The sequence below is a fragment of the Clavibacter michiganensis subsp. tessellarius genome (genome assembly GCF_021922985.1).
Lineage (GTDB): Bacteria > Actinomycetota > Actinomycetes > Actinomycetales > Microbacteriaceae > Clavibacter > Clavibacter tessellarius.
The window spans coordinates 2,445,768-2,470,203 of the sequence record NZ_CP040788.1 but is presented as its reverse complement, the minus strand read 5'-3'; the positions used below and the strand labels follow the sequence as shown (position 1 = coordinate 2,470,203).

Annotated in this window: 22 protein-coding genes; 10 read left to right on the top strand and 12 right to left on the bottom strand. The window is 71.9% G+C overall.

The genetic code is table 11. The features are described from left to right. The first annotated feature begins 178 nt into the window (after positions 1–178). The 5 genes from FGG90_RS11610 to FGG90_RS11590 all read left to right on the top strand — a co-directional run bounded on the left by FGG90_RS11610 (position 179) and on the right by FGG90_RS11590 (position 7,821). The gene (locus tag FGG90_RS11610; RefSeq protein ID WP_094126974.1) at positions 179–1,852 is read left to right on the top strand and encodes an APC family permease; all 1,674 of its coding nucleotides are present in this window, start codon (positions 179–181) and stop codon (positions 1,850–1,852) included. Then, positions 1,849–2,691: an urea amidolyase associated protein UAAP1 gene (locus FGG90_RS11605; RefSeq protein WP_094126976.1), complete on the top strand. Its 843-nt coding sequence runs from the start codon at positions 1,849–1,851 to the stop codon at positions 2,689–2,691. The genes FGG90_RS11610 and FGG90_RS11605 overlap by 4 nt, the downstream gene beginning before the upstream one ends. Continuing rightward, positions 2,688–3,380: an urea amidolyase associated protein UAAP2 gene (locus FGG90_RS11600; protein ID WP_094126978.1), complete on the top strand. Its 693-nt coding sequence runs from the start codon at positions 2,688–2,690 to the stop codon at positions 3,378–3,380. The genes FGG90_RS11605 and FGG90_RS11600 overlap by 4 nt, the downstream gene beginning before the upstream one ends. Beyond that, positions 3,377–7,042, top strand: coding sequence for an urea carboxylase (gene uca / locus FGG90_RS11595; protein ID WP_210433031.1), 3,666 nt, complete (start codon positions 3,377–3,379; stop codon positions 7,040–7,042). The genes FGG90_RS11600 and uca overlap by 4 nt, the downstream gene beginning before the upstream one ends. Before the next feature lie 83 nt (positions 7,043–7,125). Beyond that, positions 7,126–7,821 carry a TetR/AcrR family transcriptional regulator gene (locus FGG90_RS11590; RefSeq protein WP_094126980.1) on the top strand — a complete coding sequence of 232 codons (696 nt, stop codon included), beginning with the start codon at positions 7,126–7,128 and terminating at the stop codon, positions 7,819–7,821. Positions 7,822–7,867: 46 nt separating this feature from the next. On the opposite strand, the gene FGG90_RS11585 is transcribed toward FGG90_RS11590, so the two are convergent. Next, the gene (locus FGG90_RS11585) at positions 7,868–8,611 is read right to left on the bottom strand and encodes a TetR/AcrR family transcriptional regulator (protein WP_094126982.1); all 744 of its coding nucleotides are present in this window, start codon (positions 8,609–8,611) and stop codon (positions 7,868–7,870) included. A gap of 83 nt (positions 8,612–8,694) precedes the next feature. Between FGG90_RS11585 and FGG90_RS11580 the strand changes: the two genes are divergently transcribed. Further along, positions 8,695–10,251, top strand: a complete 1,557-nt coding sequence (locus FGG90_RS11580; protein WP_094126984.1) for an MFS transporter — start codon at positions 8,695–8,697, stop codon at positions 10,249–10,251. A gap of 72 nt (positions 10,252–10,323) precedes the next feature. Here FGG90_RS11580 and FGG90_RS11575 read toward each other — a convergent pair whose 3' ends face one another. The 5 genes from FGG90_RS11575 to FGG90_RS11555 form a co-directional block, all read right to left on the bottom strand. After that, complete coding sequence (locus FGG90_RS11575; RefSeq protein WP_094126986.1) at positions 10,324–10,914, bottom strand: dienelactone hydrolase family protein; 591 nt, start codon at positions 10,912–10,914, stop codon at positions 10,324–10,326. An 84-nt stretch (positions 10,915–10,998) separates the two neighbouring features. Then, positions 10,999–11,751, bottom strand: coding sequence for a HEAT repeat domain-containing protein (locus FGG90_RS11570; protein WP_237583352.1), 753 nt, complete (start codon positions 11,749–11,751; stop codon positions 10,999–11,001). Continuing rightward, positions 11,748–12,479 (bottom strand): alpha/beta fold hydrolase, encoded by a 732-nt coding sequence (locus tag FGG90_RS11565; RefSeq protein ID WP_094126988.1) that lies wholly within the window; start codon positions 12,477–12,479, stop codon positions 11,748–11,750. Before FGG90_RS11565 ends, FGG90_RS11570 begins: the two co-directional genes overlap by 4 nt. Before the next feature lie 122 nt (positions 12,480–12,601). After that, a complete protein-coding gene (locus FGG90_RS11560) occupies positions 12,602–13,711 on the bottom strand; it encodes a Gfo/Idh/MocA family protein (protein ID WP_094126990.1) in 1,110 nt (369 codons plus the stop codon). Continuing rightward, a complete protein-coding gene (locus tag FGG90_RS11555; protein WP_094126992.1) occupies positions 13,708–14,514 on the bottom strand; it encodes a sugar phosphate isomerase/epimerase family protein in 807 nt (268 codons plus the stop codon). The genes FGG90_RS11560 and FGG90_RS11555 overlap by 4 nt, the downstream gene beginning before the upstream one ends. 239 nt (positions 14,515–14,753) lie before the next feature. On the opposite strand from FGG90_RS11555, the gene FGG90_RS11550 reads away from it, so the two are divergent. Next, a complete protein-coding gene (locus FGG90_RS11550) occupies positions 14,754–15,143 on the top strand; it encodes a VOC family protein (RefSeq protein WP_094126994.1) in 390 nt (129 codons plus the stop codon). Positions 15,144–15,309: 166 nt separating this feature from the next. Continuing rightward, positions 15,310–16,335 (top strand): alpha/beta fold hydrolase, encoded by a 1,026-nt coding sequence (locus FGG90_RS11545; RefSeq protein WP_094126996.1) that lies wholly within the window; start codon positions 15,310–15,312, stop codon positions 16,333–16,335. Between the two features lie 34 nt (positions 16,336–16,369). On the opposite strand, the gene glsA is transcribed toward FGG90_RS11545, so the two are convergent. Then, positions 16,370–17,335: a glutaminase A gene (gene glsA, locus FGG90_RS11540; protein ID WP_094126998.1), complete on the bottom strand. Its 966-nt coding sequence runs from the start codon at positions 17,333–17,335 to the stop codon at positions 16,370–16,372. A gap of 260 nt (positions 17,336–17,595) precedes the next feature. Further along, entirely contained in the window at positions 17,596–17,811 is a 216-nt protein-coding gene (locus FGG90_RS11535) for a hypothetical protein (RefSeq protein ID WP_094127000.1), read from the bottom strand. A gap of 281 nt (positions 17,812–18,092) precedes the next feature. Here FGG90_RS11535 and FGG90_RS11530 point away from each other — a divergent pair, with 281 nt between their 5' ends. Continuing rightward, on the top strand, positions 18,093–18,329 hold the full coding sequence (locus tag FGG90_RS11530) for a hypothetical protein (RefSeq protein WP_094127002.1): 237 nt from the start codon (positions 18,093–18,095) through the stop codon (positions 18,327–18,329). A 94-nt stretch (positions 18,330–18,423) separates the two neighbouring features. Here the strand turns inward: FGG90_RS11530 and FGG90_RS11525 are convergent, their stop codons facing one another. Both FGG90_RS11525 and FGG90_RS11520 read right to left on the bottom strand, forming a co-directional pair. Then, complete coding sequence (locus FGG90_RS11525) at positions 18,424–18,615, bottom strand: hypothetical protein (protein WP_094127004.1); 192 nt, start codon at positions 18,613–18,615, stop codon at positions 18,424–18,426. 13 nt (positions 18,616–18,628) lie between these two features. Next, complete coding sequence (locus FGG90_RS11520) at positions 18,629–19,684, bottom strand: RHS repeat-associated core domain-containing protein (protein ID WP_237583350.1); 1,056 nt, start codon at positions 19,682–19,684, stop codon at positions 18,629–18,631. 210 nt (positions 19,685–19,894) lie between these two features. Here FGG90_RS11520 and FGG90_RS11515 point away from each other — a divergent pair, with 210 nt between their 5' ends. Continuing rightward, complete coding sequence (locus FGG90_RS11515; protein ID WP_165771367.1) at positions 19,895–20,044, top strand: hypothetical protein; 150 nt, start codon at positions 19,895–19,897, stop codon at positions 20,042–20,044. 43 nt (positions 20,045–20,087) lie between these two features. Here the strand turns inward: FGG90_RS11515 and FGG90_RS11510 are convergent, their stop codons facing one another. Together FGG90_RS11510 and FGG90_RS11505 are read right to left on the bottom strand one after the other, a co-directional pair. Further along, positions 20,088–20,420: a hypothetical protein gene (locus FGG90_RS11510; RefSeq protein WP_210433032.1), complete on the bottom strand. Its 333-nt coding sequence runs from the start codon at positions 20,418–20,420 to the stop codon at positions 20,088–20,090. A 523-nt stretch (positions 20,421–20,943) separates the two neighbouring features. Further along, positions 20,944–24,336, bottom strand: a complete 3,393-nt coding sequence (locus FGG90_RS11505; RefSeq protein ID WP_237583348.1) for an RHS repeat-associated core domain-containing protein — start codon at positions 24,334–24,336, stop codon at positions 20,944–20,946. Between the last annotated feature and the right edge of the window lie 100 nt (positions 24,337–24,436).

Here is a 24,436-nt window from a genome sequence, read left to right as displayed (position 1 = left end):
GACGGTGACCGGATCCGTCGCGCCGGAGAAGATACACGCCGGTAACACGAGGAAGACGGCCGCGATACGGGGCAGAACCACACTGGACGGAAATACCTATCGCTCGATAGATACTCCGACCGGGCAACCGGATCCCCGGCGCATCCGCAGCACCGCGCCCTCGTGAGAGGCCAGAAGATTGAGCACCCCGCACACCCCCTCGCCGGCCGCGGCCCGCACCTCGGCCCCCGCCCCCGTCGTCCCGCCCGGCTCCGCGCAGGACACCGCGGGACCCGTCGGTCGCCTCCCGTCCGGCACCGCCGCCCCCGCCGCCCACCTCCCGTCCGGCTACGCGCAGGAGCTCCACCGGGGCGTCGGCCAGTTCTCCTCGTTCGCGGCCGGGTTCTCGTTCGTGTCGATCCTCACGACCGTGTTCCAGCTCTTCGGGCTCGGCTTCGGGCTCGGCGGCGCCGCGTTCTTCTGGGCGTGGCCGGTCGTCTTCGTCGGGCAGCTGCTGGTGGCCCTCAACTTCGCGCAGCTCGCGGCCTCGTGGCCCATCTCCGGCGCGATCTTCCAGTGGTCGAGCCGCCTCGCCGGCACCACGATCGGGTGGTTCACCGGCTGGACCATGATCGTCGGCCAGATCCTCACGGTCGCGGTCGCCGCCATCGCGGTGCAGGCCGTGCTGCCCGCCATCTGGGCCGGGTTCCAGATCGTCGGGGGCCCCGACGCGGATCCGTCGGTCGCCTCCCCCACGGGCGCGGCGAACGCGGTGCTGCTCGGGATCCTCCTGCTCGTCGTCACCACGGTCGTCAACATCCTCAGCGTGCGGCTCATGGCGCGCGTGACCACGGCGGGCGTCCTGATCGAGATCGTCGGCGTGGTCGTGCTCGTCGCGGTGCTCTTCCTCCTCCCGCAGCGCGGACCCGAGGTGGTGCTGACGACCGCCGGCCGCACGGGCGACGAGCCGTACGTCTTCGCCTGGCTCGCGTCGTCCCTCATGGCGGCGTACGTGATGGTCGGCTTCGACTCCGCGGGCGAGCTCGCCGAGGAGACGCACAGCCCGCGCAAGACCACCCCGAAGACGATCATCCGCGCGCTCGTCGTCTCCGGCCTCGGCGGGGCGCTGCTCATCGTGGGCACGCTGGTCGCGGCGCCGAGCGTCACCGACGGCCAGCTCGCCACGAAGGGCATCGCCTGGGTCATCACGTCGGTCGTCGGCGACGTGGGCGGCCGCTTCCTCCTCTGCGCGGTCGCGGTCGCGGTGTTCGCCTGCACGCTCGCGGTACAGACCTCGGGCACGCGGATGATGTACTCCATGGCGCGCGAGCGGGCCCTCCCGTTCCACCGCCAGCTCGCCCGGGTGTCGCCCCGCACCGGGACGCCCGTGCTCACCTCGGTGGTCGTCGGCGTCGGCGCGGCCCTCGCCCTGGCGGTCAACATCGGCCAGTCGGCGATCTTCACGGCGCTCTCGAGCCTCTGCATCGCGATGTTCTACCTCGCGTACCTCGGCGTAACCGGCCCGCTGCTGGTCGCCCGGATCCGCGGGCGCTTCCCGCAGGGCGGCGTGGACGAGGACGGCGCGCCGCTCTTCACGCTCGGCCGCTGGGGCATCCCGCTCAACGTCGTGGCCGTGCTCTTCCAGGCGGGCATGGCCGTGAACCTGATCTGGCCGCGCGCCGAGATCTACGACCTCACGGGCGGGTCGTGGTGGCTGCAGTACAGCGCGCTCCTCTTCATCGGTGCCACGCTGCTGGTCGGCGGGGGCTACCACGCGTGGCGGCACCGCTCGCACGGGCCCCTCGAGCTGCGGGACGTGCCGACCACGGCCGCCATCCCGGTCGTCGAGGCGGCGGGGGCGACGATCCGATGAGGGACCTGCACACGACCGACAGCGTCACCGCCTCCCGCGACGACGCCCGCGCGCAGGCCGCCCTCCGGAGCGATTGGATGCCGTACGTCCCCGCCTCCTCGTCGCCGTTCGCGCCCGCGGGCGTGGATCCGGCCGACCTCACCTGGGCCGAGACCGTCGCGCCCGGCGGGTACGCGCATCGGGTGCTCGCGCGCGGATCCCGCCTCCGCCTCGACGACCCCACGGGCGACGCCTGCGCGCACCTGCTGCTCTACGACGCGGAGGCGCCGGGCGAACGGCTGAACGTGGCCGACACCGTGAAGATCCCGTGGCAGGCGTACCTCGGCGAGGGCTCGCCGCTGCTGAGCGGCGACGGGCGGATCCTCGCGAGCATCGTGGAGGACACCTCCGGCCACCACGACGCCCTCTGCGGCACCTCGACCGACGCGCTCAACGAGCGGCGCTACGGATCCGGCGCGCCCGAGGGCCCGACGCCCAGCGGCCGGTCGCTCCTCGTGAAGGCCGCCGCGAAGCACGGGCTCACGCGCCGCGACCTGCCGCCGAGCGTCTCCCTCTTCCAGGGCGTGCGCGTGGAGGAGGACGGCGGGCTGCGGCCCACCGGATCCGCCGGGCCCGGCACGCACGTGACCCTCGTGGCCGAGATGCCGCTGCTCGTGCTCGTCGCGGACGTGCCGCATCCGCTCGACCCGCGGCCCGACCACGTCGTGGGGCCGCTGCGGATCCACGCCTGGCGCGGCTCCCCCACCGGACCCGCCGACGCGCGCTTCCACGCCAGCCCGGAGCTGACGCGCGCCTACCTGAACTCGATCGACCGCTGCGAAGCGAGAGGGAACCGATGACCCCCACCGTCACCTCCACCGTCCCCACCGGCGCCGTGCACGCGCCCGACGCCGTGCTCGACTGGGGTGCGTCGCTCGTCGCGGGCCGGGTCGTGCGCGACGACCGCGTGGCGCCGCTCGCGCCCTGGTCGGCCGTCGTGCGCGCGCGCCAGGTGCTCACGATCGTCGACGTGGGCGGCAACCAGTCCGCCGACTTCCTCGTCTACGACGCCGACGACCCGGAGGAGCGGTACAGCGTGCCCGACACGATCGTGGCGCAGGGCAACGCGTACCTCGGCACCGGATCCGTGCTCATGTCGAGCGAGGGCCGGCCCCTGATGACGGTGGTCGGCAACGAGATCGACCGCCAGGACACCCTCGGCGGCGCCTGCTCCAAGGAGTCGAACACGCTCCGCTACGGGCACCACACCGCGCACCAGCACGCCTGCCGGGAGAACTTCCTCACGGAGGGCGCGCGGCACGGGCTCGGGGCGCGCGACATCGTCTCGAACGTCAACTGGTTCATGAACGTGCCGGTCGAGGCCGACGGCGCCCTCGGGATCGTCGACGGGATGAGCGCGCCCGGGAAGCGGGTGGCCGTGCGGGCCGAGCGGGACGTGCTGGTGATCGTCTCCAACTGCCCGCAGATGAACAACCCGTGCAACGACTTCAGCTGCACGCCGCTGCGGATGATCGTGGTGGAGCCGTGAGCGCCGCCGAGCGCAGCGCCGCCGAGCGCCGGGCGCTCGACCTCGACACCGTGCTCGTCGCGAACCGCGGCGAGATCGCGTGCCGCGTGATCCGCACCGCGAAGGCCATGGGGATGCGCACGGTCGCGGTCTTCTCCGACGCCGACCGGGCGGCTCCCCACGTGCGCGAGGCCGACGAGGCCGTGCGGCTGGGGCCGGCCGCACCGCGCGAGTCGTACCTGCGCATCGACGCGATCATCGAGGCGGCGCGCGCGACGGGCGCGGGCCTCATCCACCCCGGCTACGGGTTCCTCAGCGAGAACCTGGAGTTCGCGTCGGCCTGCGAGGAGGCGGGCATCCGCTTCGTCGGGCCGACCGCCGACCAGATCCTCGCGTTCGGCGCCAAGCACACCGCGCGCGAGCTGGCCGAGGCCGCCGGCGTGCCCATGCTCGCGGGCACCGGCCTCCTCGCCGACGCCGACGAGGCCGTGCGCGAGGCGGCGCGCGTCGGCCTGCCCGTGATGCTCAAGGCCACGGGCGGCGGAGGCGGCATCGGCATGCAGGCCTGCGCGACGCCCGAGGAGGTGCGCGAGGCGTACGGCCGGGTGACGCGGCTCGCGGAGTCGGCGTTCGGATCCACCGGCATCTTCCTCGAGCGCCTCGTGCGCCCGGCCCGGCACGTGGAGGTGCAGCTCGTGGGCGACGGCACCGGCCGCGTGGCCGTGATCGGCGACCGCGACTGCTCGCTCCAGCGCCGCAACCAGAAGGTGATCGAGGAGGCGCCCGCGCCCGCGCTGCCCGACCGCGTGCGCGCGCAGCTGCACGCCTCCGCCCGCGCGCTCGCGGAGTCCGTCTCCTACCGCAGCGCCGGCACGGTCGAGTTCGTCTACGACCCGGTGCGCGAGGAGGCCGCGTTCCTCGAGGTGAACACGCGCCTGCAGGTCGAGCACCCCGTCACCGAGGAGGTGCACGGCGTCGACCTCGTGGAGCTGATGCTGCGGCTCGCCCGCGACGGCGCCGCGGGCCTCCCCGACGACCTCTTCACGCGCGAGTGGATCCCGGAGGGCCACGCCGTCGAGGCCCGCCTCTACGCCGAGGACCCGGCCAAGGGATCGCTGCCGTCGAGCGGCCTCGTGACGCAGGCCGTGCTGCCGGTCGGGCCCGGGATCCGCGTCGACGGCTGGATCGAGACGGGCCTCGAGGTCTCCGCCTCCTACGACCCGCTGCTCGCCAAGGTCATCGCGACGGGCGAGACCCGCGACGACGCGCTCGACCTCCTCGGCGAGGCGCTCGACGGCACGCGGATCGACGGCATCGTCACGAACGCCGGCCTCCTGCGCGCGCTCGTCGACGACCTCGAGCTCCGCACGGCCACGCACTCCACGTCGACCCTCGACGTGACGGACGACCCCGCGCCGCGCATCGACGTCGTCTCCCCCGGCACCATGACGACCGTGCAGGACCTGCCCGGCCGGCTCGGCCACTGGCAGGTGGGCGTTCCGCCGAGCGGCCCGTTCGATCCCGTCTCGCTCGCGGAGGCGAACATCGCGGTCGGCAACCCGGAGGGCGCGCCGGGGCTCGAGATCACGGCCGACGGACCCGTGCTGCGCTTCTCGACCGCCTCGGTGGTCGCCGTCACGGGCGCGCCGGCGCCGGTCACGCTCGACGGCGAGCCCGCCCGGATGTGGGAGCCGATCGAGGTCGCCGCCGGGCAGACCCTCGCGATCGGCCGCGCCGACGGGCCCGGGCTCCGCCTGTTCCTCGCCGTGCGCGGCGGCATCGACGTGCCCTCCTACCTCGGATCCGCGTCCACCTTCACGCTCGGCCGCTTCGGCGGGCACGCGGGCCGGGCGCTGCTCGCGGGCGACGTGCTGCGGCCCGGATCCCCCGACTCCGACGCCGAGCACCCCGCGTTCCCCGCGGGCGCGCGCCTCGGTCTGATCGGCGGCCCGACCCCCGCGCACCGGCGCCCGGCGCTCACCTCGACGTGGGAGATCGCCGTCACGGAGGGCCCGCACGCGGCGCCCGACTTCTTCACCCGTGACGACATCGACGTGCTCTACGCCACCGACTACGGCGTGCACCACAACTCGGCGCGCACCGGGATCCGCCTCATCGGCCCGCGGCCCGGCTGGGCGCGCGAGGACGGCGGCGAGGCGGGGCTGCACCCGTCGAACATCCACGACACCCCCTACGCGGTGGGCGCGATCGACTTCACGGGCGACACCCCGATCATCCTCGGCCCCGACGGCCCGTCCCTCGGCGGCTTCGTGTGCCCGGCGGTCGTCGCGAGCGGCGAGCTGTGGAAGCTCGGCCAGCTGCGGCCCGGCGACACCGTGCGCTTCGTGCCCGTGAAGGAGGCGGCCGCCGCGGCGCTCGTCGACGCGCGCGCCTCGCTCACGGTGATGCGCACGGGCGGCGACGGCGACGACGGCGTGATCGGCCGGCTCGAGGCCACCGACGCGCGGCCGTCGGTCGCGTACCGGCGCGACGGCGACGACGACGTGCTCGTCGAGTACGGCGACATGACCCTCGACATCGCGCTCCGGATGCGCGTGCACGCGCTCATGACCCGGCTGCAGGAGGAGCGGCCGGCGGGTCTGCTGGAGCTGACGCCCGGGATCCGCTCGCTGCAGGTGCGCACGGATCCGCGCGTTCTGAAGGCCACGGCCGTCGCGGGCCTGCTCCGGGAGCTGGAGGACGAGATCCCGCCCACGGACCAGCTCGTCGTGCCGTCGCGCACGGTGCGGCTGCCGCTCTCCTGGGACGACCCGGCGACGCGCCTCGCCATCGAGCGCTACATGGCGGGCGTCCGCGACGACGCGCCCTGGACGCCGTGGAACATCGAGTTCATCCGCCGGATCAACGGGCTCGAGTCGGTCGACGACGTCTACCGCACGGTCTTCGACGCGAGCTACCTGGTGCTCGGCCTCGGCGACGTGTACCTGGGCGCGCCCGTGGCCACGCCGCTGGATCCGCGCCACCGCCTGGTGACCACGAAGTACAACCCCGCGCGCACCTGGACGGCGGAGAACTCCGTGGGCATCGGCGGCGCCTACCTCTGCGTCTACGGGATGGAGGGGCCGGGCGGGTACCAGTTCGTCGGCCGCACCGTGCAGATCTGGAACCGCTTCCGCCGCGGCGGGCTCTTCCAGGAGCACCCGTGGGCGCTCCGGTTCTTCGACCGGATCGAGTGGTACCCCGTGGGCGCCGAGGAGCTGCTCGAGCTCCGGGCCGAGACGGACGCGGGCCGCGGCGACTTCGCCACGGAGGACGGGGAGTTCTCCATCGCCGACCACCACGCGTTCCTCGCCGCGAACGACGCCTCGATCCGCTCCTTCCGCGAGACGCAGACGCGCGCGTTCGAGGAGGAGAAGGCCCGCTGGCGCCTCTCGGGCGAGTTCGACGTGCGCGACGAGCCGGCCGTCGTGGTCCCCGACGAGGTGCCCGTGCCGCCGGGCGCGACCGCCGTGACGGCGCCGTTCACCTCGACCGTGTGGCGGGTGGACGTGCGCCCCGGCGACGACGTGACGGCCGGCGACGCCGTGCTCGCGGTCGAGGCGATGAAGATGGAGTCCGTGGTGGGCGCGCCGGTGGCGGGCCGCGTGCTGGAGATCCGCATCGCGCCCGGCGAGCAGGTCGCGCCCGGGCAGGTGCTCGCGGTGATCGGCGCGGCGTCCTGATCCCCGTCGCCGCGGGGGGCGGCCGGGTGCGCGCCGCGCGTGATCCCGGCCGCCGCGTGATCCCCACCTGCGAGGATGGCGGGATGGCCAAGGACGACAAGCCGGCCCGCGTCGGCCGCCCCCGCGCGATGCCCGACGCCGGCTCGACGCTGAGCCCGCGCGAGCAGATCCTCGACGCGGCGGCGGCGCTCTTCGCGGAGCACGGGCTGAGCGGCACGTCCACGCGCCTCATCGCCGAGCGGGTGGGCATCCGCCAGGCCTCCCTCTACTACCACTTCGCCGGCAAGGACGACCTGCTCGTCGAGCTGCTCACGCGCTCCGTGCGGCCCAGCCTCGACGTCGTCCGCGGCATCGAGGAGGCCGTCCCCGACCGCGCGTCGGCGGCCGGCGCACTGCACGCGCTCGTGATGGCGGACTTCCGCACGCTCGCCGACACCCCGCACAACATCGGCACGCTCTACCTGCTGCCCGAGGTGCAGGGCGAGCGGTACGACGGCTTCCGCACGCAGCGGCGCGAGCTGCAGGAGGCGTACGGGCGGATCGGCACGGCCGCGGCGAGCGCCGACGTGCGCCGCACCATCGGGCCGGAGGCGCTGGGGGCCGTGCTGATCCAGCTGGCCGAGCTCGTGATCCAGCTCCGCCGCCGCGGCGAGCCCGACGACGCCGACCGCGACGCCATCGCCGCCACGTGCCTGCGCGCGTGCGGGCTGGGGACGGCGGAGATCGCGGAGGCGCGACGCGACGCCGAGCGGCTGCTCGCGACGGTGCCCGCGCTCTAGCCGCGCTCGCTCGCGCCGCCGGCGCGAACGCTCCCGCCGCTGGACCTCACCTCGCCGGCGGCAGCCCGGCCTGCTGCCGCAGCCCCGCGAGCAGCAGGTCGAGGCCGGAGCGGAAGACGTCGAGGTCGTCGTGCGTGGCCAGCTCGTCGGCCGCGTCGTGGGCGAAGGGGAACTCCTCGGGGTCGAGGGCGCGCCAGCGGTCGGCGAACGCGGCGAGGAAGCCCGCCCGGTCCAGCCCGCTCTCGAAGAACTCCTTCGGCGGCGGCTCCGCGAGGTCGGCCGCGACCCCGACGACGTAGCTGACGATGGACGACACCGCGTGGAAGCGCTGGCGCGGCGTGAGGTCGAGCTGCAGGAGCTGCTGGCCGAGGCGCTCGTACATCGCCATCGTGTTGGGCCGCAGCCCGTTGTTGCGGAGCATGTACTGCCCGAACCAGGGCCGGCGCACGAACTCGTCGAAGAGCGCCAGGGCGACGGCGCGCACGTTCTCCAGGGGATCGGGACCGTGGATGAGCGGCTCAGAATCGACGAGGACCCGGCCCATCACCTCCTCGGTCGCGCGCGCGACGAGCTCGTCGCGGCTCGCGACGTACCAGTAGATGCTCGCCACTCCCCCGCCGAGCCGCGCCGCGAGCGCCCGGAAGGTGAGCGCCGGCTCCCCCGACTCGTCGAGGATCGCGATCGCCTCCGCGAGCACCGTGTCGAGCGAGTGCGACGCCCGCTGGCGTCCCCGTGCGCGGGCAGGCGCCGTGCCCGTGCCGCGCTTCTCCGTGGATCCGTCTGCCGCCATGCCTTGCATCCTACCGAACGACGTTCCATACTATCGAACGTCGTCCGATACTCGTACGGCGTTCGATGAGAAGAGGCCCGCCCATGAGCACGACGACGATCGACACCGCCCCATCCCGCGCGCACGCCTCGCTGCGCTCCGCGGCCCTCCCGCTGGCCGCCCTCTGCCTGGCCTTCTTCGTCGAGATGGTCGACAACACGCTGCTCTCCGTCGCCCTACCGACCATCGGTCGCTCGCTCGAGAGCGGGACGACGGGCCTGCAGTGGGTGACGGGCGCCTACTCGCTCACCTTCGGCGGCCTGCTGCTGACCGCCGGATCCGCCGCCGACCGGTTCGGACGACGCCGCGTGCTGCTCACGGGCCTCGCGGCCTTCGGCGTGATCAGCCTCGCCGTCGTGCTCGTCACCGACATCGGCCAGCTCATCGCCCTGCGCGCCGCCCTCGGCGCCGCCGCCGCGGCCATGGCGCCCGTGACGATGTCGCTGGTCTTCCGCCTCTTCGACGACGAGCGGCTGCGGATGCGGTCGATCACGATCGTGATGATCGTGGGCATGTCCGGCATGGTCCTCGGGCCGCTCCTCGGCGGATCCGTCCTCGCCGCCGTCAGCTGGCAGTGGCTGCTCGTCGTCAACGCCCCCATCGCCCTGCTGGTCTGGATCGGCGTCCGCGTGGGCGTCCCGGCCGACCGCCGCGCCGACCTCACCTCCGAGCGCCTCGACCTGCCCGGCACGGTGCTCACCATCGCCGCGATCGGGCTCGGCTGCTACACGCTCACGAGCGGCGTGCAGCACGGGTGGCTCGCGCCCGTCACGCTCGCCTGCGCGGCCGGCGCCGTCGCCGCGGTCGCGGGCTTCGTCCTCCGCGAGCGCCGGGCGGCCTCGCCCATGATCGACCTCGCGATCTTCCGCGCGGGGCCCGTCCGCGGCGCCGCCCTCACGCAGCTCGGCGCCGCGGTCGGGTTCGCCAGCATCCTGTTCGGGCTGATCCTGCACTTCCAGTACGCCTACGGCTGGAGCCCGGTGCGCGCCGGCCTCGCGAACCTGCCCGTCATCGTGACGATGATCGCCGCCACCCCGATCACCGAGCGCCTCGCCGCCCGCCTCGGCCACCGCCTGGCCTGCCTCGTGGGCACCGGCCTCCTGGTGGCGGGGCTCGGCGGCATGGCCTGGGCCGTCGAGCACGGCTACCTCGCCATCGCCGCGATGATGGTGCTGCTCACCATCGGGCTGCGGACGATCATGACCATCTGCGCGGTCGCCCTCGTCGAGGCGATGCCCGCCAACCGCACCTCGATGGGCGCCGCGCTGAACGACACGGCCCAGGAGCTCGGCACCAGCCTCGGCACGGCGGTCGTCGGCACGCTCATCGCCGCGCTGGTCACGAACGCCCTGCCGGTCGGCGCGTGGAGCGCGGAGCTCGTGCAGACGTTCTTCACGGGCGAGCGGATCGCCTACGCGGCCGTCGCCGTGCTGGTGGGCGTGATCGCGACGGTCGGCGCGCTGTCGCTCACGGACTCCCGCACGACGGAGGAGCCGGGGGCGGACGAGGATGCTGCCGCGGACGAGGCGGCTGCTCCGAGCGCGGCCCGCACCGCGAGCGGCGAGCCCGCGGCGACCGGCGCCGAGCGCACCGCGGCGTGAGCGGGGGCGGGGGCGCGGGCGCGGGCGCGCGAGGTGGGCGCGTCCCCTCGCGGACGCGTCGCCGCGGCCGCCTCAGCCGATGCGTGCCAGCAGCTCGAGCGACCGCTCCACCACGAGGGCGGTGGCGACCGGATCCGCGGACGGCAGCGACGCGTCCGTGAACAGGTGCGCGTCGCCGTCGTAGACGAAGACCTCGGCGAGCTCGGGGCCGACGAGCGCGACCAGCTCGCGCGCGGCCTCGAGGTCGCCCTCGCCCGCGAAGTACGGATCCCGCGCCATGCCGTGCACCTGCACCGGAACGCCCGCGGGCCACGGCCCGAACGCCCACTCCGCCGAGAGCGACACGAACGACTCGTAGAGGAGCGCGCCCCGGGCGCCCGGGCGGGTCTGCGCGAGGCGCTGGGCGATGGATCCGCCCCACGAGACGCCCGCGTACACCAGCCCGGCCGGCAGCCCCTCGAGCGCGCGCTCGGTGCGGGCGGCGACCACGCCGTCGTCGAGGCCGGCCATGAGCGCGAGGCCCGCCTCGACCGTCTCGGGCAGCGCGCCGTCGAGCAGGTCGGGCACGTGCACGACGTGGCCGCCGTCGCGCAGGGCGTCGGCGAGCGCGTGGACGCCGGGCGTCGCGCCCTGCACGTGGTGGAACAGCACGATCTCGGCCAAGGGAGCCTCCCGCCCGCCGCGCGGACGCGGATCCGTCGGCGCGCGGACGTCGCGGGCCGTCGCTGCCCACGATAGGGACCGGGATCAGCGCGGGGAAGGGCGCCGGCCGTCCGTCTCCGCCGCGAGGTGGCCGCCGAAGGACAGGCGGCGCGCGTCGTCCACCGCGTCCTCGAAGCGGAGGGCCGGGTCGCGGAGCATCGCGAGGGTGGCGAGCGCGTGGATCCGCACCCGCCCGTCGGCCGCCTGCCGCGACCGCTCGACCACGGGCTGCGCCAGCCGGCCGACCGCGACGAAGGCGCGCGTGAGGCTGTGCTGCATCTCGGCGGGCCCGCGGCCGAGCTGCGACGCCAGCTCGCGGAGGAGGAGCCCGGCGCCGGTCGGATCGCGGTCGGCGTCGATCAGGCCCGACGCCGTCCGCCACGCGGTGCGGGCGACGTGCTCGTCCGGATCCCGCAGCAGCTCGCGCCCGATCGCCGGCAGCGCGCGCCGGTCGCCGATCTTGGAGAGCGTGTGCAGCGCCTGGCTGCGCGCCTGCGGCACGGGCGACGCGAGCTCGGCGACCAGCGGCGGGATCGTGAGCTCGCGGTCGTGCCGGATGAGCGCCCACGTGAGCATCTCGCGCACGTTGAGGTCGGGCTCGACGCGGCAGCGGTGGATCAGCCCCTCGACGAGCGCCGGATGCGGCCGCGTGCCCGCGGTGAGCGCGGCCTGGAGGCGGGCGGAGGCGTCGGGCGCGCGGAGGGCGGCGGCGAGGCGGGCGGCGATGGCGTCGTCGTCGAGGCGGTCGGAGCGGTCCCGATCCGGGCCGGCCGGCTCGTCCCGGGCGGCGTCGCTCACAGCACGTCCCCGATCGCGGCGAGCACCCGGTCCGGATCCTCGAGCTGCATGTCGTGGTGGATGCCCGGCAGCCGCCGGACGTCCCAGCCCGCGCGCTCCAGCTCGGCCGCGTACGCGTCGGGCAGCACGGACGGCGACTCGTCGGAGAGCACGATCGTCGACGGCACGGCCGGCGCGCTCACCGCGAGCGGATGGAAGGCCACGTCGCGGAAGACGCCGATCGCCATGCCGCGGTCGAAGCGGGCCTGGGCGGCGTCGAGCGACGCCCGCACCGCGGGGGCGTAGGCGGCGCGGATCCGGGCGGCGGCCCGGGCGCGCGGCAGCTGCGCGACGGCGAGGCCCACGAGCGGGGCGGTCCAGAACAGGCGGCCGCGGATCCCCGTGGTCGGCAGCGCGAGCCGGAACCCGGGGTCGAGGTACACCGCGTGCGCGGGCTCGAGGCGGGCGACGGCGCGCACCAGCACGGATCCGCCGAGCGAGTGCCCGACGACCGCGTCGAGGCCGCGCGGCAGCGCCTCCGCGACGTCGTCGGCCATCTCCTCGATGCCGTACGAGCCGGCCCGGTCGCTCTCCCCGTGCCCGCGGAGGTCGACGGTCGTGACGGTGCAGCGGCCGGAGGCGACGAGCCGCTCGACGACGGGCGCCCAGGTCGCGCCGTCCGCGCCGAGCCCGTGCACCAGGCCGACGTGGCGGGGTCCGGTCCCGGTGGTGACGCGGTGCAGCTGCATGGGTCCAGTCTCCTCCGGGCGGGCGGCCCCCGCGCCCCCGCGGCCGGTCGCCGGACGCCCGACGGCCCCGCGTCCGTCTCCGGATGCGGGGCCGTCGGTCGAGCCGCAGTGCGGGTCGCCCTCTACAGCGTCGCCGCCGCCGGGTCCCAGTCCTCCGCGAGCGGGGTCGGCTTCTCGACCGTCGACGCGACCGTGACGACCTCGCGGCTGTCGGCTGCGTCGCGGATCGCGAGCAGCACGTCGAGCACGTGCGCCGCGACCTCGCCGGACGCGCGCACCGGGGCCCCGCCGCGGATGCTGCGCGCGAGGTCGAGCACGCCGGAGCCCCGGCCGTACGTGGATCCGGCCGCCGTCAGCGTCTCCGGCTCCTGCTGCCCGAAGCGCCACAGCTGGCTGTCGCCCTCGAACGTGTTCGGGTCGGGGAGCACGATGGTGCCCTCGCTGCCCGAGATCTCGACGAAGCCCATGCGCGGCAGCGCGTTCTGGAAGCTGAAGGTCGACTGCGCCGACTGCCCGCCCGCGAACGAGATGAGCGCCGCGTGGTGCGTCGGCACCTCCACCGGGAAGTCGGTGCCCGCGCGAGGTCCGCTGCCGATGGTGCGCGTGGTGCGCGAGGTCGAGGAGACCGCGCTCACCGTCTCGGCCGCGCCGAACGCGTGCACGAGCGTGGTGACGTAGTACGGGCCCATGTCGAAGAGGGGTCCGGCGCCCTTCGCGAACAGGAACTCGGGGTTCGGGTGCCAGGCGTCGGGACCGGGCACGTGGAAGAGCGTCGTCGCGGTGAGCGGCTCGCCGATGTCGCCGCGGGCGATGGCGCGCATGGCCGACTGGATCCCGGCGCCGAGCACGGTGTCGGGCGCGCACGCGACCTGCACGCCGGCGGCGCGGGCCGCCTCGAGCAGGTCCTGGCCGGATGCGTGGTCCAGCGCCAGCGGCTTCTCGCTCCACACGTGCTTGCCGGCGGCGACGATCCGCCGGCCGACCTCCGCGTGCGTGGCCGGCAGCGTGAGGTTCACGACGATCTCGATCTCGTCCATGGCCAGGAGCTCGTCGACGGTGCCGTGATGCGGCACGCCGTGCTCCTCGGCGCGCGCGCGGGCGCGGTCGAGGTCGATGTCGGCGACGAACAGGACCTCGAGGTCCGGCATCGCCGTCATGTTCTCCAGGTAGGTGCCCGAGATGACGCCCGCGCCGATGACGCCGACGCCGACGCGGCCGGTGCCGCCGGTCACTTGTCGTTCTCCTGCAGCCAGGCGAGCGACGCCGTGATGCCATCGAACACGTCACCCGCGTAGTCGTCGAACTCGACGACGCGCAGCGCGTGCGGGGCGGCCGCGAGCACGGCGGCGACGTCGACGTCGCCCTGGCCCGCGGGCTCCTGCATCTTGAAGGCCTGCGCGAGCTCCGGCGGCACGACGAGCGCGGACTCGGCGCTCGGCAGAACCTTGGCGATCGCGTCGGAGATCTTGCCGTCCTTCACGTGCAGGAACTGCACGCGGTCGCCGAGCTTCTCCAGCAGGGCGGGCGTGTCCATGCCGCCGACGGTCGACCAGAACGCGTCGAGCTCGAGCACGACATCCGCGTTGAGGCGCTCCACGAAGAGCTCGTAGATCGGGCGACCGTCGACCGTGTTCGCGAACTCCCACTGGTGGTTGTGGTACCCGAAGGCGAGCCCGCGCGCGGCGGCCTGGACCTGCAGCTCGTTGACGCGGTCGGCGATCCGGTGCGCGTCGTCGGCGGTCTGCCAGCGCTCGGAGGGGATGAACGGATCGATGACCGTCTGGATCCCGAGCTTCGCGGCGGCGTCGAAGGTGCGGGCGGCCTGGTCGTCGTCGCCGTCGATGACGGGCGCGTGGCCCGAGGGCGCGGTGACGCCGGATGCGGCGAAGGCGGCGGCGAACTCGTCGGCGCGCTCGACGAACGCGTACGGCTCGACCTGCGTGTAGCCGATCTCGGCGACGCGGGCGACGGCGCCCTGCAGGTCGGCGGAGACGGCGTCGCGGACCGTGTAGAGCTGGACGGAGGGGGCGGACATGGTCGCTCCTTTCAGGAGGGTGACTGGTGGCCCGACGGCCGTCGCACGCTCCTGCCGTCGTCTGGACGGCTGAGCCACGATGCCCGCTGGGATGTCCGGCGCGGGAGACGCGCCGTGTCGTCAAACCTACCGTCGGTCGGGGTCCGGATCCCAGGGGCGCGGGCGGCGGATCCTGGCCGCGGCCGCGGCCCGGTGCCAGGCTGGCAGCACCCGCTCGACGACGAGGCAAGGACGCGCCCATGAGGATCCACCGCACGATCACGGTGTTCGACGCCCCCGACCTGGCCGCGGAGAGCGCCTTCTGGGCGGGCCTCCTCGGCGGCGAGGTGGCCGCGGAGGACGACTGGCACAGCGTGCGCGTCGACGGCGAGTGGCGCCTCGGCTTCCAGCTCGCGCCCGACTTCGTCGCGCCGGAGTGGCCGGGCGAGGGTCCGCGCCAGCAGATGCAGATGCACCTCGATCTGTACGTCGACGACCTCGAGGCGGGCCGCGAGCGCGTGCTCGCCCTCGGCGGTCGCCTCCTCCAGCCGGCCCCGGACCCGGCGGCGCCCGACCGCTTCGACGTGTACGCGGATCCGGCGGGGCACCCGTTCTGCCTGTGCGTGTCGAGCGGGGACGCCGGAGCCTGACCCGGGCGCGGCGGGCGTCGGGCGTCGGGCGTCGGGCGTCGGGCGTCGGGCGTCCGTGCGTCGATGCGCCGCGACGCCGCTCGTCGGATCCCCGGTGACGGTGCCCTAGCGTGGACGCCGCGCGGACCGCACCCGACGACCCGCCCGTCGGCCGAGGAGGCACCGCATGACCGAGCACGGCCGCCCCGCCACCACGGTCCGCGTGACGCGCATCGTGCACCGCGGGCTCACCGTGCGGATCAGCACCCTCGGCAGCCCCGACGGCCGCGCCTTCGTGCTCGTCCCCGGCATCGGCGTCTCCTCCGACTACTTCGAGCGCCTCGCGCCGCGACTCGACGCGCGCGGCACCGTGCACGCGCTCGACCTGCCGGGATTCGCGGGCGTGCGCCACCCCGGGCGGTCGCTCGAGATCCGCGAGTACGCCGACCTCGTGGGCGCCGCGATCGACGCGCTCGGCCTCGACGACCCCGTACTCGTCGGCCACTCGATGGGCACGCAGGTGGTGGCCGACCTCGCCGCCCGGCGCCCGGGGATCAGCACGGTGGTGCTCATCAGCCCGGTGGTCGACCCCGCCGCGCGCTCGGTGCCGCGCGCCGCCCTCCGCTTCCTGCGCTCCTCCGTCCGCGAGCCGAGCCGGATCCAGGTGCTCGCCGTCCGCGCGTACCTCGTCTGCGGCGTGCGCTGGTTCCTCCGCGTGCTGCCGGGGATGATGTCGTACCCGATCGAGGCGCGCCTGCCGGAGATCCGCGCGAGCACGCTCGTGATCCGCGGCGAGCACGACGCCGTCGCCCCGCGCGCCTGGGTCGAGGAGATGGGCCGGCGGCTGCCGCGCGCGCGGCTGTGGGAGATCCCCGGCGCCGCGCACTCGGTGATGCACGACCACGCCGACGAGGTCGCCCGCCTCTGCCTCGCCCACCTCGAGCGGCGTCCGGGCGACGGCTCCTCCACCGAGGACGCGTCCGCCGAGCTGCGCCGCTACCCGGAGGCCGAGGAGCAGCCGGACGAGGAGCACGCCGACTTCGCGCCGACGCTCGGCGACTCGATCCACGGCATCCGTGCGCAGGTGGCCGAGGGCGTCGCGATCCTCCGGGGCGACGACGCCGCGATCGGCCGCGCCAAGACCGCGCACGCGGAGGCGATGGCGGATGCGGCGGAGCGGGCGCGGCGGCGGAGTCGGAGTCGCGCCAGCTAGGCCGATCCGACGTCGCGGCACGTCCGGATCCGCGTCACTCCCCCGCCCCGCCGAACGCGTGCAGCCCCAGCTGGCCCGCGAGCTGCCGCGCCAGCACCGCGCCGCGCACGCTCGTGCCCTGGTCGTCGAGCGGCGGGCTGAAGACGGCGGCGCCGAGGCGACCGGGCGCGGACAGGACGATGGCGCCGGAGACGCTCGACTTCGCGGGCACGCCGACCCGCCGCATCCACCGGCCGGAGCCGTCGTAGACGCCGCACGTCGCCATGACCGAGACGACGTCGCGCGCGACCTGCGGGGACACGACGCGTGACCCCGTCATGGGGTTACGTCCCCCGCAGGCGAGCGTCGCGCCCATCGCGGCGAGCGTCTCCGCGCTCACCAGCACCGCGCACGCCCGCGCGTAGGCGGCCACCGCGTCGTCGGCGGAGACGTGCAGCGTGCCCTCCGAGCGCATGAGGTGGGCGAGCGCGTGGTTCCGGTCACCGAGGAGCTGCTCGCACTCGGCGACGTCCTCGTCGACCTCGAGGTCGCGTCCGGCGAAGGCGCTGAGGCCCCGGAGGATCCGCTCGGTGCGCTCCTCGAGGGAGGATCCGCGCACCAGGCTCGCCGTGAGGATCGCCCCCGCGTTGACCATCGGGTTCGGCGGCCGGCCGGTGCCGCTCTCGAGCTTGATCGCGTCGAAGGCCTCGCCCGTCGGCTCGATGCCGACCGCGTCGAGCGCGGCGCCGTCGGTGTCGGCGAGCGCCAGCGCGAACAGGAACGGCTTGACCGCCGACTGGATGGAGAAGGGGTGCGCGCTGTCCCCCGCCGCGTGCGTGCGGCCGTCGGGCGTGACGAGCGCGATGCCGGCGAGCGACGGATCCGTCTCCGCGAGCTGCGGGATGCTGTCGTCGACCTGGCCGCCGTCCTCGTCGGCGACCGACGCGAGCAGCCGGTCGAGGTCGAGCGCCTGGGCGTCGTCGTGCGCGGGATCGTGCGGGGCGGATCCGGGAGGCGTCATGCTCTGAGCCTGCCAGCGCGGGCGGCGGGCGACCCGAGCGGGCCCCGGCGGCCGCCGCGTTGCAGCGATCCCGCGACGACGCGGAAGAGGGTGTGGCCCGGCCTCCGTGCACGGAGGACCGGGCGGTCGGAACGTCTCCCCCGAGACGCCGACCCGATGCGAGGACCGCCCACCCGAAGGGCATGTCCCGCTGATTGACAACGTAGGCCAATCCGGAGATCCATGCATCTGCATCGACGCATTGCGGCTAGTCCGACCGGTCAGCCGACGGTGTCCCGCGGATCCGTGCCGGCGTCCTGCACCCGCCGGGCGTCCCGGGAGACGAGCCACTGGAACAGGACGGCGAGCATGGCGATCCCGATCGGGATCCACCCCCGCGGGTTCCCGACCACCAACCCGGCAACGCCCGCGAGCCCGATGGCGATCGCGGCGCCGTACGTGATCCAGCGGCTGCGGTGCAGGAAGGAGAGGTGCATGGGGCCACCCTCGCAGACGCTCGGGGGCGCGGCGGCACCCAAGGGACATCTCATCGTCGGCGACCACGACCACGACCACGACCACGACCACTGAGCTATCGCAGTCGCCACCAACGCTGGAAGAGCGGCGCCGATGGGTGCCGATTCCGCCACAGATTACGCCCGAGCAGGCGCTCGCCTCATGGGGACTCGACGTCGAGCCCCTCCCCGAGAGCCAGCGGCCGCCGGAGCCCCCGCAGACCGCACCATCCCGCACCACCTACACGAACAGGAGAAGCATCATGAGCACACGCGTCATCGTCGGGAACCTCGCAGCCGACCCCGAGGCCGTCGCCGCCGACCAGGTCACGATCACCAAGTTCCGCGTGATGGAGAACACGGGCGAGTACCGGAAGGGCGAGTGGGTCAAGCACGAGACCCCGACCGCGCACTTCGTCGAGGCAAAGTTCCAACTCGGCGTCCGGCCCCGCTCTGCGATCACGCTAGGGGTACCGGCCGACGTTGAGGCGTCAGTTTGATGCCGAAGCCTCATCTGTAAAGAGACGACTACAACGCAATCGGCCCTAGCATTCTCATGCTGGAGCCGATTTAGCGTTTAACTCATCGCTTGTTCTACTTGCGTGTCTTGCCTACCTGAACTGAGCCACGGACGACCACGATTGCTGTCATCACTATAGCCACGACGAGGAGGCCGAGAATGATGATTTTCAGGGCACCATCTTCCATGTAGTTAAGGCCCAAGACGGCAAGGATCACTTCTACCGCGAGCATGACAAGGTAAAGAATTAGCGTGGGGCGTTTCATGAGAGCTCTTCTCTTAATAGCATTGTGCCTTGATGTCGGCAATTGCGTATCCCAGGCTGCCGGCAGCGGCAATGAAACCGATTGCTGCGGCTGCTCCTGCGAACACGGTCGGAGCGCCGACAACCACTCCGACCCCGGAAGTAAGAACACCGATAGCCGCAAGGATACCGAATGCGATGGCCCCGCCACAGCTGAGGCCGGTGGGATCGGAGTTGTTGATCGGGTTGCACGCGGCGTAGGCGTAGGGCTGCTTCTCCTGGCCACTAGGGTCCATCTGCGTGAAGCGTCCCAGGGAGGCGTCGTAGTAGCGTGCGCCCATCTTGTAAAGGTTGGTCGACTCCTGGTAGCCGCCGATGTAGCGCAGCGAGTTCAAGGCGACCGGGCTGTTGGTCGATGTCGCCCGCTCCTCGCCGTAGGGGCTGTAGGAGTAGCCGCCTTCCCAGATGCCCGCTCCCGAGAACATGCCGATGATGGAGCCGAGGAGATCGGTCACGTAGTAGTGGCTGGACGAGATCCGGAATCCGACCGCCTCACCTGAAGGCGTGCGGCTGTAGTTCTGCACCAGGCTGGCAGACGTGTTCGTCTGGCGCGAGAGACCAAGGATCGAGTTGGAGAAGGATCGTCCACCCGTGGCGCTCTGCGTGTCCGTGTTGCCCTCACCGAAGGCGGCGAAGTTCGTCGCACCGATGCTCTGCACCTGTCCGCGGTCACCGTAGGTCGCGACGACACCGGTGATGCCGTTCTTGACCTGGTTGCCGGCAGCGTCGTAGACCCACTGGGTCGTGTCCGCACTGGTGCTGGTGAGCTGGTTCGCCGCGTTGTAGCCGTAGTCGATCGAGGTGTCCTGCGTGCCGCCGGTGTTCCCGGACCGGGTCTGCGAGGTGCGGTTGCCCGCGGCGTCGTAGGCGTACGCCCACATCGCGTTGGTGCTGCCGCCAGCCTTCTCCTCGGCGACCGTGAGGCGCTTCATCGAGTCGTACTGGTACGCGGTGACCGCACCGGCCGGGATGCCCTCTTCCATGACGTCCAGATCAGCGAATGTGACGCTGCAGGTCATCACGGTCATCATCAACGTTCCGCTACTGATGCCTGTACGGCAAAGCAGGCCTGGTTTCGCCACACATGGGCAACCTAGGCCTGCTTTGCTGTTAATTATTTACGCCCCGAGCGAGGCTTTACCTTAGGGCCCTCCGGCGGCTTTAACTTGCTTGCCCGCCAAATGCCTGAAGCTATTCCGCAGCTGATCAGCGCCGTGGTGCCCAATGGCCAGCCTGGGTAGATGACCTACGAGCTCGCGCACCGGCCCCGCACGGAGAGCAGCGCCGAGCTCGTCACCGTCGACGCCCCCTCGAGCTGGGCGGCCGTCGAGCAGCTCCGCCAGGGGATCCCGGACGGGCACGTCATCCTCTACGTCCAACCCCTCGACTAGACGTGCAACCCGACGCGCCTCGTTAGCGTTACGGCCGCTAGCGCTAACGACCGTCCACCTCTGGTGTTGGCCGGCCGTCGACGTCCCGCTCTCGCGCGAAGGCGACCAGCTCGCCCGCGCGCTGCATCATCCAGGCCACGGCCGCGTTCAAGGACGCCTCCCGGTGGACCCAGATCCGCTGCCCCCGATCGTTCCGGGCGTCGACGTAGACCTCGTACGTGAACGGGTCCCCGAGCTCCGCACGGACCCGCAACACGTACCCGAGCACGGGGGAGTCCTCGACCTGGACGCGCCAGTAGCCGGCCTCCTGGTGCGCCCAGGGGTGCGTCTCGACGTCGTGCACCAGGCGCGTCACGTTGCCCTTCACCTTGTTCACCGGGTGGTCCCCTTCGTCGATCAGGTCGATGTCGGAGCGCCCGGCCGCGCTCGTCGACGAGCGTACGAGAGGGCACTGGCACCGGGATTGGGGCCTCCACTCGGCGGTACCAACGGGGGTTTGTTGCGGCATACTGGAGCAATGAATATAAGTAAGAAAACCAAGGCCTCGTTAATTATGCTACTAATATGTGCTGTTATTAGCTTTTTGCTGATGATTGGGGGAGTGGGCTTGGGGGTTAATATCTTGGCACACCAAGACAGCTACGCGGATGCAGGATCCTTGGTAGCCATCTTTATTATTGGGGGAATAGTATTTGGATTGGCGGGCGCAGGGGTGTTGCTCACGATGCGCAAGCTGGCTCGTGGCCAAAAGCAGAAAGACTAACACCCGAACTCAGTATGGACACGGCCGGTTTGTGGTTGGGTGGACTGAGATACATGAACACGACGTATATACGACACAACGCGCTATGCGAGATTGTATTCATCTCGCATAGCGCGCCGTGATTAGTCTGTAAACGCTAGCACTCGTTCAAGACATTACCTGCCGCAAGAACGGTGGACACTCCACCGATAATAAATCCGACTGTTCCTAGGATTGCGATTGCAAGACCGACAGGGCCGGTTTCCACGGATAGCCCTGCACCAAGGATTGCCACACCTAGAGAGCTGAGTCCGCCACCAACGGCAAGGGCTAATCCAAACTTTGCATTATCACAATCTGTAGGCGCGAGTCCGGACGGATCCTTGGAATTGATTGGGTTGCAACCTGCGTATGCGTAAGGCTGCGATTCTTGACCGCTGGGATCCATCTGCGTAAAGCGTCCAAGTGTGGCGTCGTAGTAGCGCGCGCCCAGCTTGTACAGGTTGGTCGACTCCTGGTATCCACCGATGTAGCGCAGCGAGTTCAAGGCGACCGCGTTATTAGTCGACGTGACTCGCTCCTCGCCGTACGGGCTGTAGGAATATCCGCCCTCCCAAATTCCCGCGCCGGAGAACATGCCGATGACAGAGCCGAGAAGGTCGGTCACGTAGTAGTGGCTGGACGAGATCCGGAATCCGACCGCTTCACCCGAAGGCGTGCGGCTGTAGTTCTGCACCAGGCTGGTGGACGTGTTGGTCTGTCGTGAGAGCCCGAGGATCGAGTTGGAGAAGGACCGGCCCCCCGTGGCGCTCTGGGTGTCCGTGTTGCCCTCACCGAACGCGGCGAAGTTCGTCGCTCCGATGCTCTGCACCTGGCCGCGGTCGCCGTAGGTCGCGACGACTCCGGTCATGCCGTTCTTGACCTGGTTGCCGGCGGCGTCGTACACCCACTGGGTCGTGTCGGCGCTGGTGCTGGTGAGCTGGTTCGCGGCGTTATAGCCGTAGCTGATCGAGGTGTTCTGCGTGCCGCCGGTGTTGCCTGAGCGGGTCTGCGAGGTGCGGTTACCCGCGGCGTCGTAGTCGTAGGCCCACATCGCGTTGGTGTTGCCGCCCACCTTCTCCTCGGCGACCGTGAGGCGCTTCAGCGAGTCGTACTGGTAGGCCGTAACTGCGCCGGCTGGGATGCCCTCTTCCTTGCCGCTGGTGCGGGCCTGGATGGTGGTGGTGTCTTTGCCGTCCTTCGCATACGAGTAGGCGACGTCGGCGGTCACGTTGCCGGCGGCGTTCTTGGCCTGCACCTGGGTGGTGCGGCCGGACTTGTCGATGGTGGTCACCATCTGCGCGCCGGCAGGGAACACGCGTCGGGTCTCGGCGCCGTTGGCGTCGTACTCGAACAGCGTGCATCCGCTATTGGCGGCGGGGGTGCCACTGGTGGGGCACACGCCTCCGGGCTCGCGCTGGCTGGTCAGCTCATTTGCTGCGTTGTAGGTGTTGGTCGTGATGCCGCTGGTGTCCTCGAAGGTGAGGATGTTGCCGGCTGCGTCGTAGGTGTACTTCTGGTTGAGGCCGGCGAGTGCACCGATCTGGCTGGTGGTGCGGCCGAGGGTGTCGTATTCGAACTGCTTGGTCCCGGCGAAGCTGTCGGAGTCGTACTGGACGAGCCCGTTCGGGTAGTACGTCTTGGCGAGCGTGCTGCCGTTGGCGAACGTGATGACCGTCTGGCGGTCGCGGACGTCGTACGCGTACTTGGTCACCTTGCCGCGCGGGTCGGTGACGCTGGTCACGCGGGAGAGCGCGTCGTACGTGTACGTCGTCACGCCCTGGGGCGCGGGCGGGGTCACCTTGATCACGTTGAACATGCCGTCGTAGGCGTAGCGGGTGACGTTCCCGTTGCCGTCCTTCGCAGAGCAGACCTGACCGGGAGCGCCACCGCAGATGCTGTGGTCCCAGTTGTCGTAGACGCGCTCGAACTCGACCGCGCCGGTCCCGCCGGCGGTGGTGTCCTTCTTCTTCGTCGGGTTGCCGTTGGTGTCGTATTCGTAGCTGGCGGTGTTCCCGCTGGCATCGGTGGAGCACTTCACCTGGAAGGAGTCGCCACCGCTCGAAGCGCAACCGGCACCCGCCGCGTACACGGCCGAGGCTGCGGCGCCGGTCGGCAGCTCGGTCTTCGTCGCGTTGTTGAGGCCGTCGTACTGGAACTTGGTCTCGTTGCCGGGCGTGCTGCCGGAGCCGAGAGCGTCGGTCGAGGTCTGGACGTCGCTGTTCGCGGTCCAGGTCTGCGAGCGGGTGCGGTTCAGCGGGTCCTTGGTCGAGGTGACGCGGCCTTGGTTGTCGTACGCGTAGGTCGACGCCTTGCCGTTCGGGTTGGTGACGACGGTGTTGCCGCTGTTGTAGGCGAAGGCCGTCACGACGTCGGCCTTGTTCCCGTAGGTGGGGGACGTGGACTTCTGCGTGATCTTGGTGACCTTGTGCGCGGTGTTGTAGGCGAACGTGATCGTCGTCGTGCCGGGTGCGGACGGGACGGTCATCGTCGAGAGACGGCCCGTGGTGTCGTACGTCATGGTGGTGACAGCGCCGCCGGGCTTGTCGATCTTCGTCAGCTGGCCGGAGCCGTTCCGCGTGTACGTGGTGGTGCGGTTGGCCGAGTCGACGATCGAGGTGATCTTCGGGTCGGAGCCGGTGGTGTGGTTCACGCGCGTGAAGCGGCCGGAGGTGTCCTTGACCGTGTAGGTCGTGGCGGACGTGGTCCAGTCGTTGGTGAGGCCGATGCCGTTGCGGTCGGTGTGGTAGGTCAGCTGCTTCGTGGTGACGTCGAAATCGAAGGCCTCGCCGGTCTTGTTGTACTTGAGCTTCCAGGTGAACTGGCCCTTGCTCAGGGACGCGTTGAAGCCGGCCGGAGCGACCCACGCGCCGGCGCTGTTCTTGGTGAACTTCGCGGAGAAGCCGGTCGGGCCGACGAACGTGGCCTCGGTCTCGCCGCTGTTCACGGAGAGGCCGAAGTCGACGTTGCTCATGACGGAGGACCAGCCGCCGCCGAGGGCGCCGGCGGAGCTCGAGAGGCCGTTGTAGTAGCGGTCGGCGCGGACGCCGATGCCGGCGGCGGAGCTCGTGCCGTCGTTCGCGGTGAGCAGCAGGTTGCCGTTCGCGAGGTTCACGCGGGCGACGGTGTCGTCCGAGAGCGAGATGTCCTCGAAGGACATGTAGGGAAGCGCGCCGAGGCCGGGTGCGCCGACCGGCGTGCCGGCGGGGACGCGCTGGGTGGACACGGGCTGGCCGAGCTTGCGGTCCGCGTCCGGGATCTCCCACACGGGCAGCTCCGGAGCGGGCGTGGAGACGTCGGCGGGCTCGGCCGGGATCGTCCCCGGCGTCCACACGGCGGCCTTCGCGGCCTTCTGGGCCTCGTCCTGCATCTGCTTGTTGACCTGCGCAGGGTCCTGCGTCTGGTCCTCGAACTGCACCGGCCCCGCGGCCGTCTCGGCGGACGCCGGCATGGTGCCGAGTCCGGTGATCATCACGGCGCTCGTCGCGATGACCGCGATCGTGCACCTCACCTTGCCGGCGGAACGCCAGCTGAAAACGCGTCGACCGCGCATGTTGCTCCCTTATTCCTGGAAAAGCGGGCAGCATCGCCCGGTCTCAAGTTAGGGGTGC

What these genes read in the sequence shown, in the direction of transcription:
- FGG90_RS11530 (WP_094127002.1), top strand. Translation starts at nt 18,093, where the DNA reads ATGAGCACACGCGTCATCGTCGGGAACCTCGCAGCCGACCCCGAGGCC.
- FGG90_RS11590 (WP_094126980.1), top strand. Translation starts at nt 7,126, where the DNA reads ATGGCCAAGGACGACAAGCCGGCCCGCGTCGGCCGCCCCCGCGCGATG.
- FGG90_RS11520 (WP_237583350.1), bottom strand. Translation starts at nt 19,684, where the DNA reads ATGATGACCGTGATGACCTGCAGCGTCACATTCGCTGATCTGGACGTC.
- FGG90_RS11525 (WP_094127004.1), bottom strand. Translation starts at nt 18,615, where the DNA reads ATGAAACGCCCCACGCTAATTCTTTACCTTGTCATGCTCGCGGTAGAA.
- FGG90_RS11555 (WP_094126992.1), bottom strand. Translation starts at nt 14,514, where the DNA reads ATGTCCGCCCCCTCCGTCCAGCTCTACACGGTCCGCGACGCCGTCTCC.
- glsA (WP_094126998.1), bottom strand. Translation starts at nt 17,335, where the DNA reads ATGACGCCTCCCGGATCCGCCCCGCACGATCCCGCGCACGACGACGCC.
- FGG90_RS11600 (WP_094126978.1), top strand. Translation starts at nt 2,688, where the DNA reads ATGACCCCCACCGTCACCTCCACCGTCCCCACCGGCGCCGTGCACGCG.
- FGG90_RS11515 (WP_165771367.1), top strand. Translation starts at nt 19,895, where the DNA reads ATGACCTACGAGCTCGCGCACCGGCCCCGCACGGAGAGCAGCGCCGAG.
- FGG90_RS11585 (WP_094126982.1), bottom strand. Translation starts at nt 8,611, where the DNA reads ATGGCGGCAGACGGATCCACGGAGAAGCGCGGCACGGGCACGGCGCCT.
- FGG90_RS11545 (WP_094126996.1), top strand. Translation starts at nt 15,310, where the DNA reads ATGACCGAGCACGGCCGCCCCGCCACCACGGTCCGCGTGACGCGCATC.
- FGG90_RS11550 (WP_094126994.1), top strand. Translation starts at nt 14,754, where the DNA reads ATGAGGATCCACCGCACGATCACGGTGTTCGACGCCCCCGACCTGGCC.
- FGG90_RS11535 (WP_094127000.1), bottom strand. Translation starts at nt 17,811, where the DNA reads ATGCACCTCTCCTTCCTGCACCGCAGCCGCTGGATCACGTACGGCGCC.
- FGG90_RS11580 (WP_094126984.1), top strand. Translation starts at nt 8,695, where the DNA reads ATGAGCACGACGACGATCGACACCGCCCCATCCCGCGCGCACGCCTCG.
- FGG90_RS11605 (WP_094126976.1), top strand. Translation starts at nt 1,849, where the DNA reads ATGAGGGACCTGCACACGACCGACAGCGTCACCGCCTCCCGCGACGAC.
- FGG90_RS11565 (WP_094126988.1), bottom strand. Translation starts at nt 12,479, where the DNA reads ATGCAGCTGCACCGCGTCACCACCGGGACCGGACCCCGCCACGTCGGC.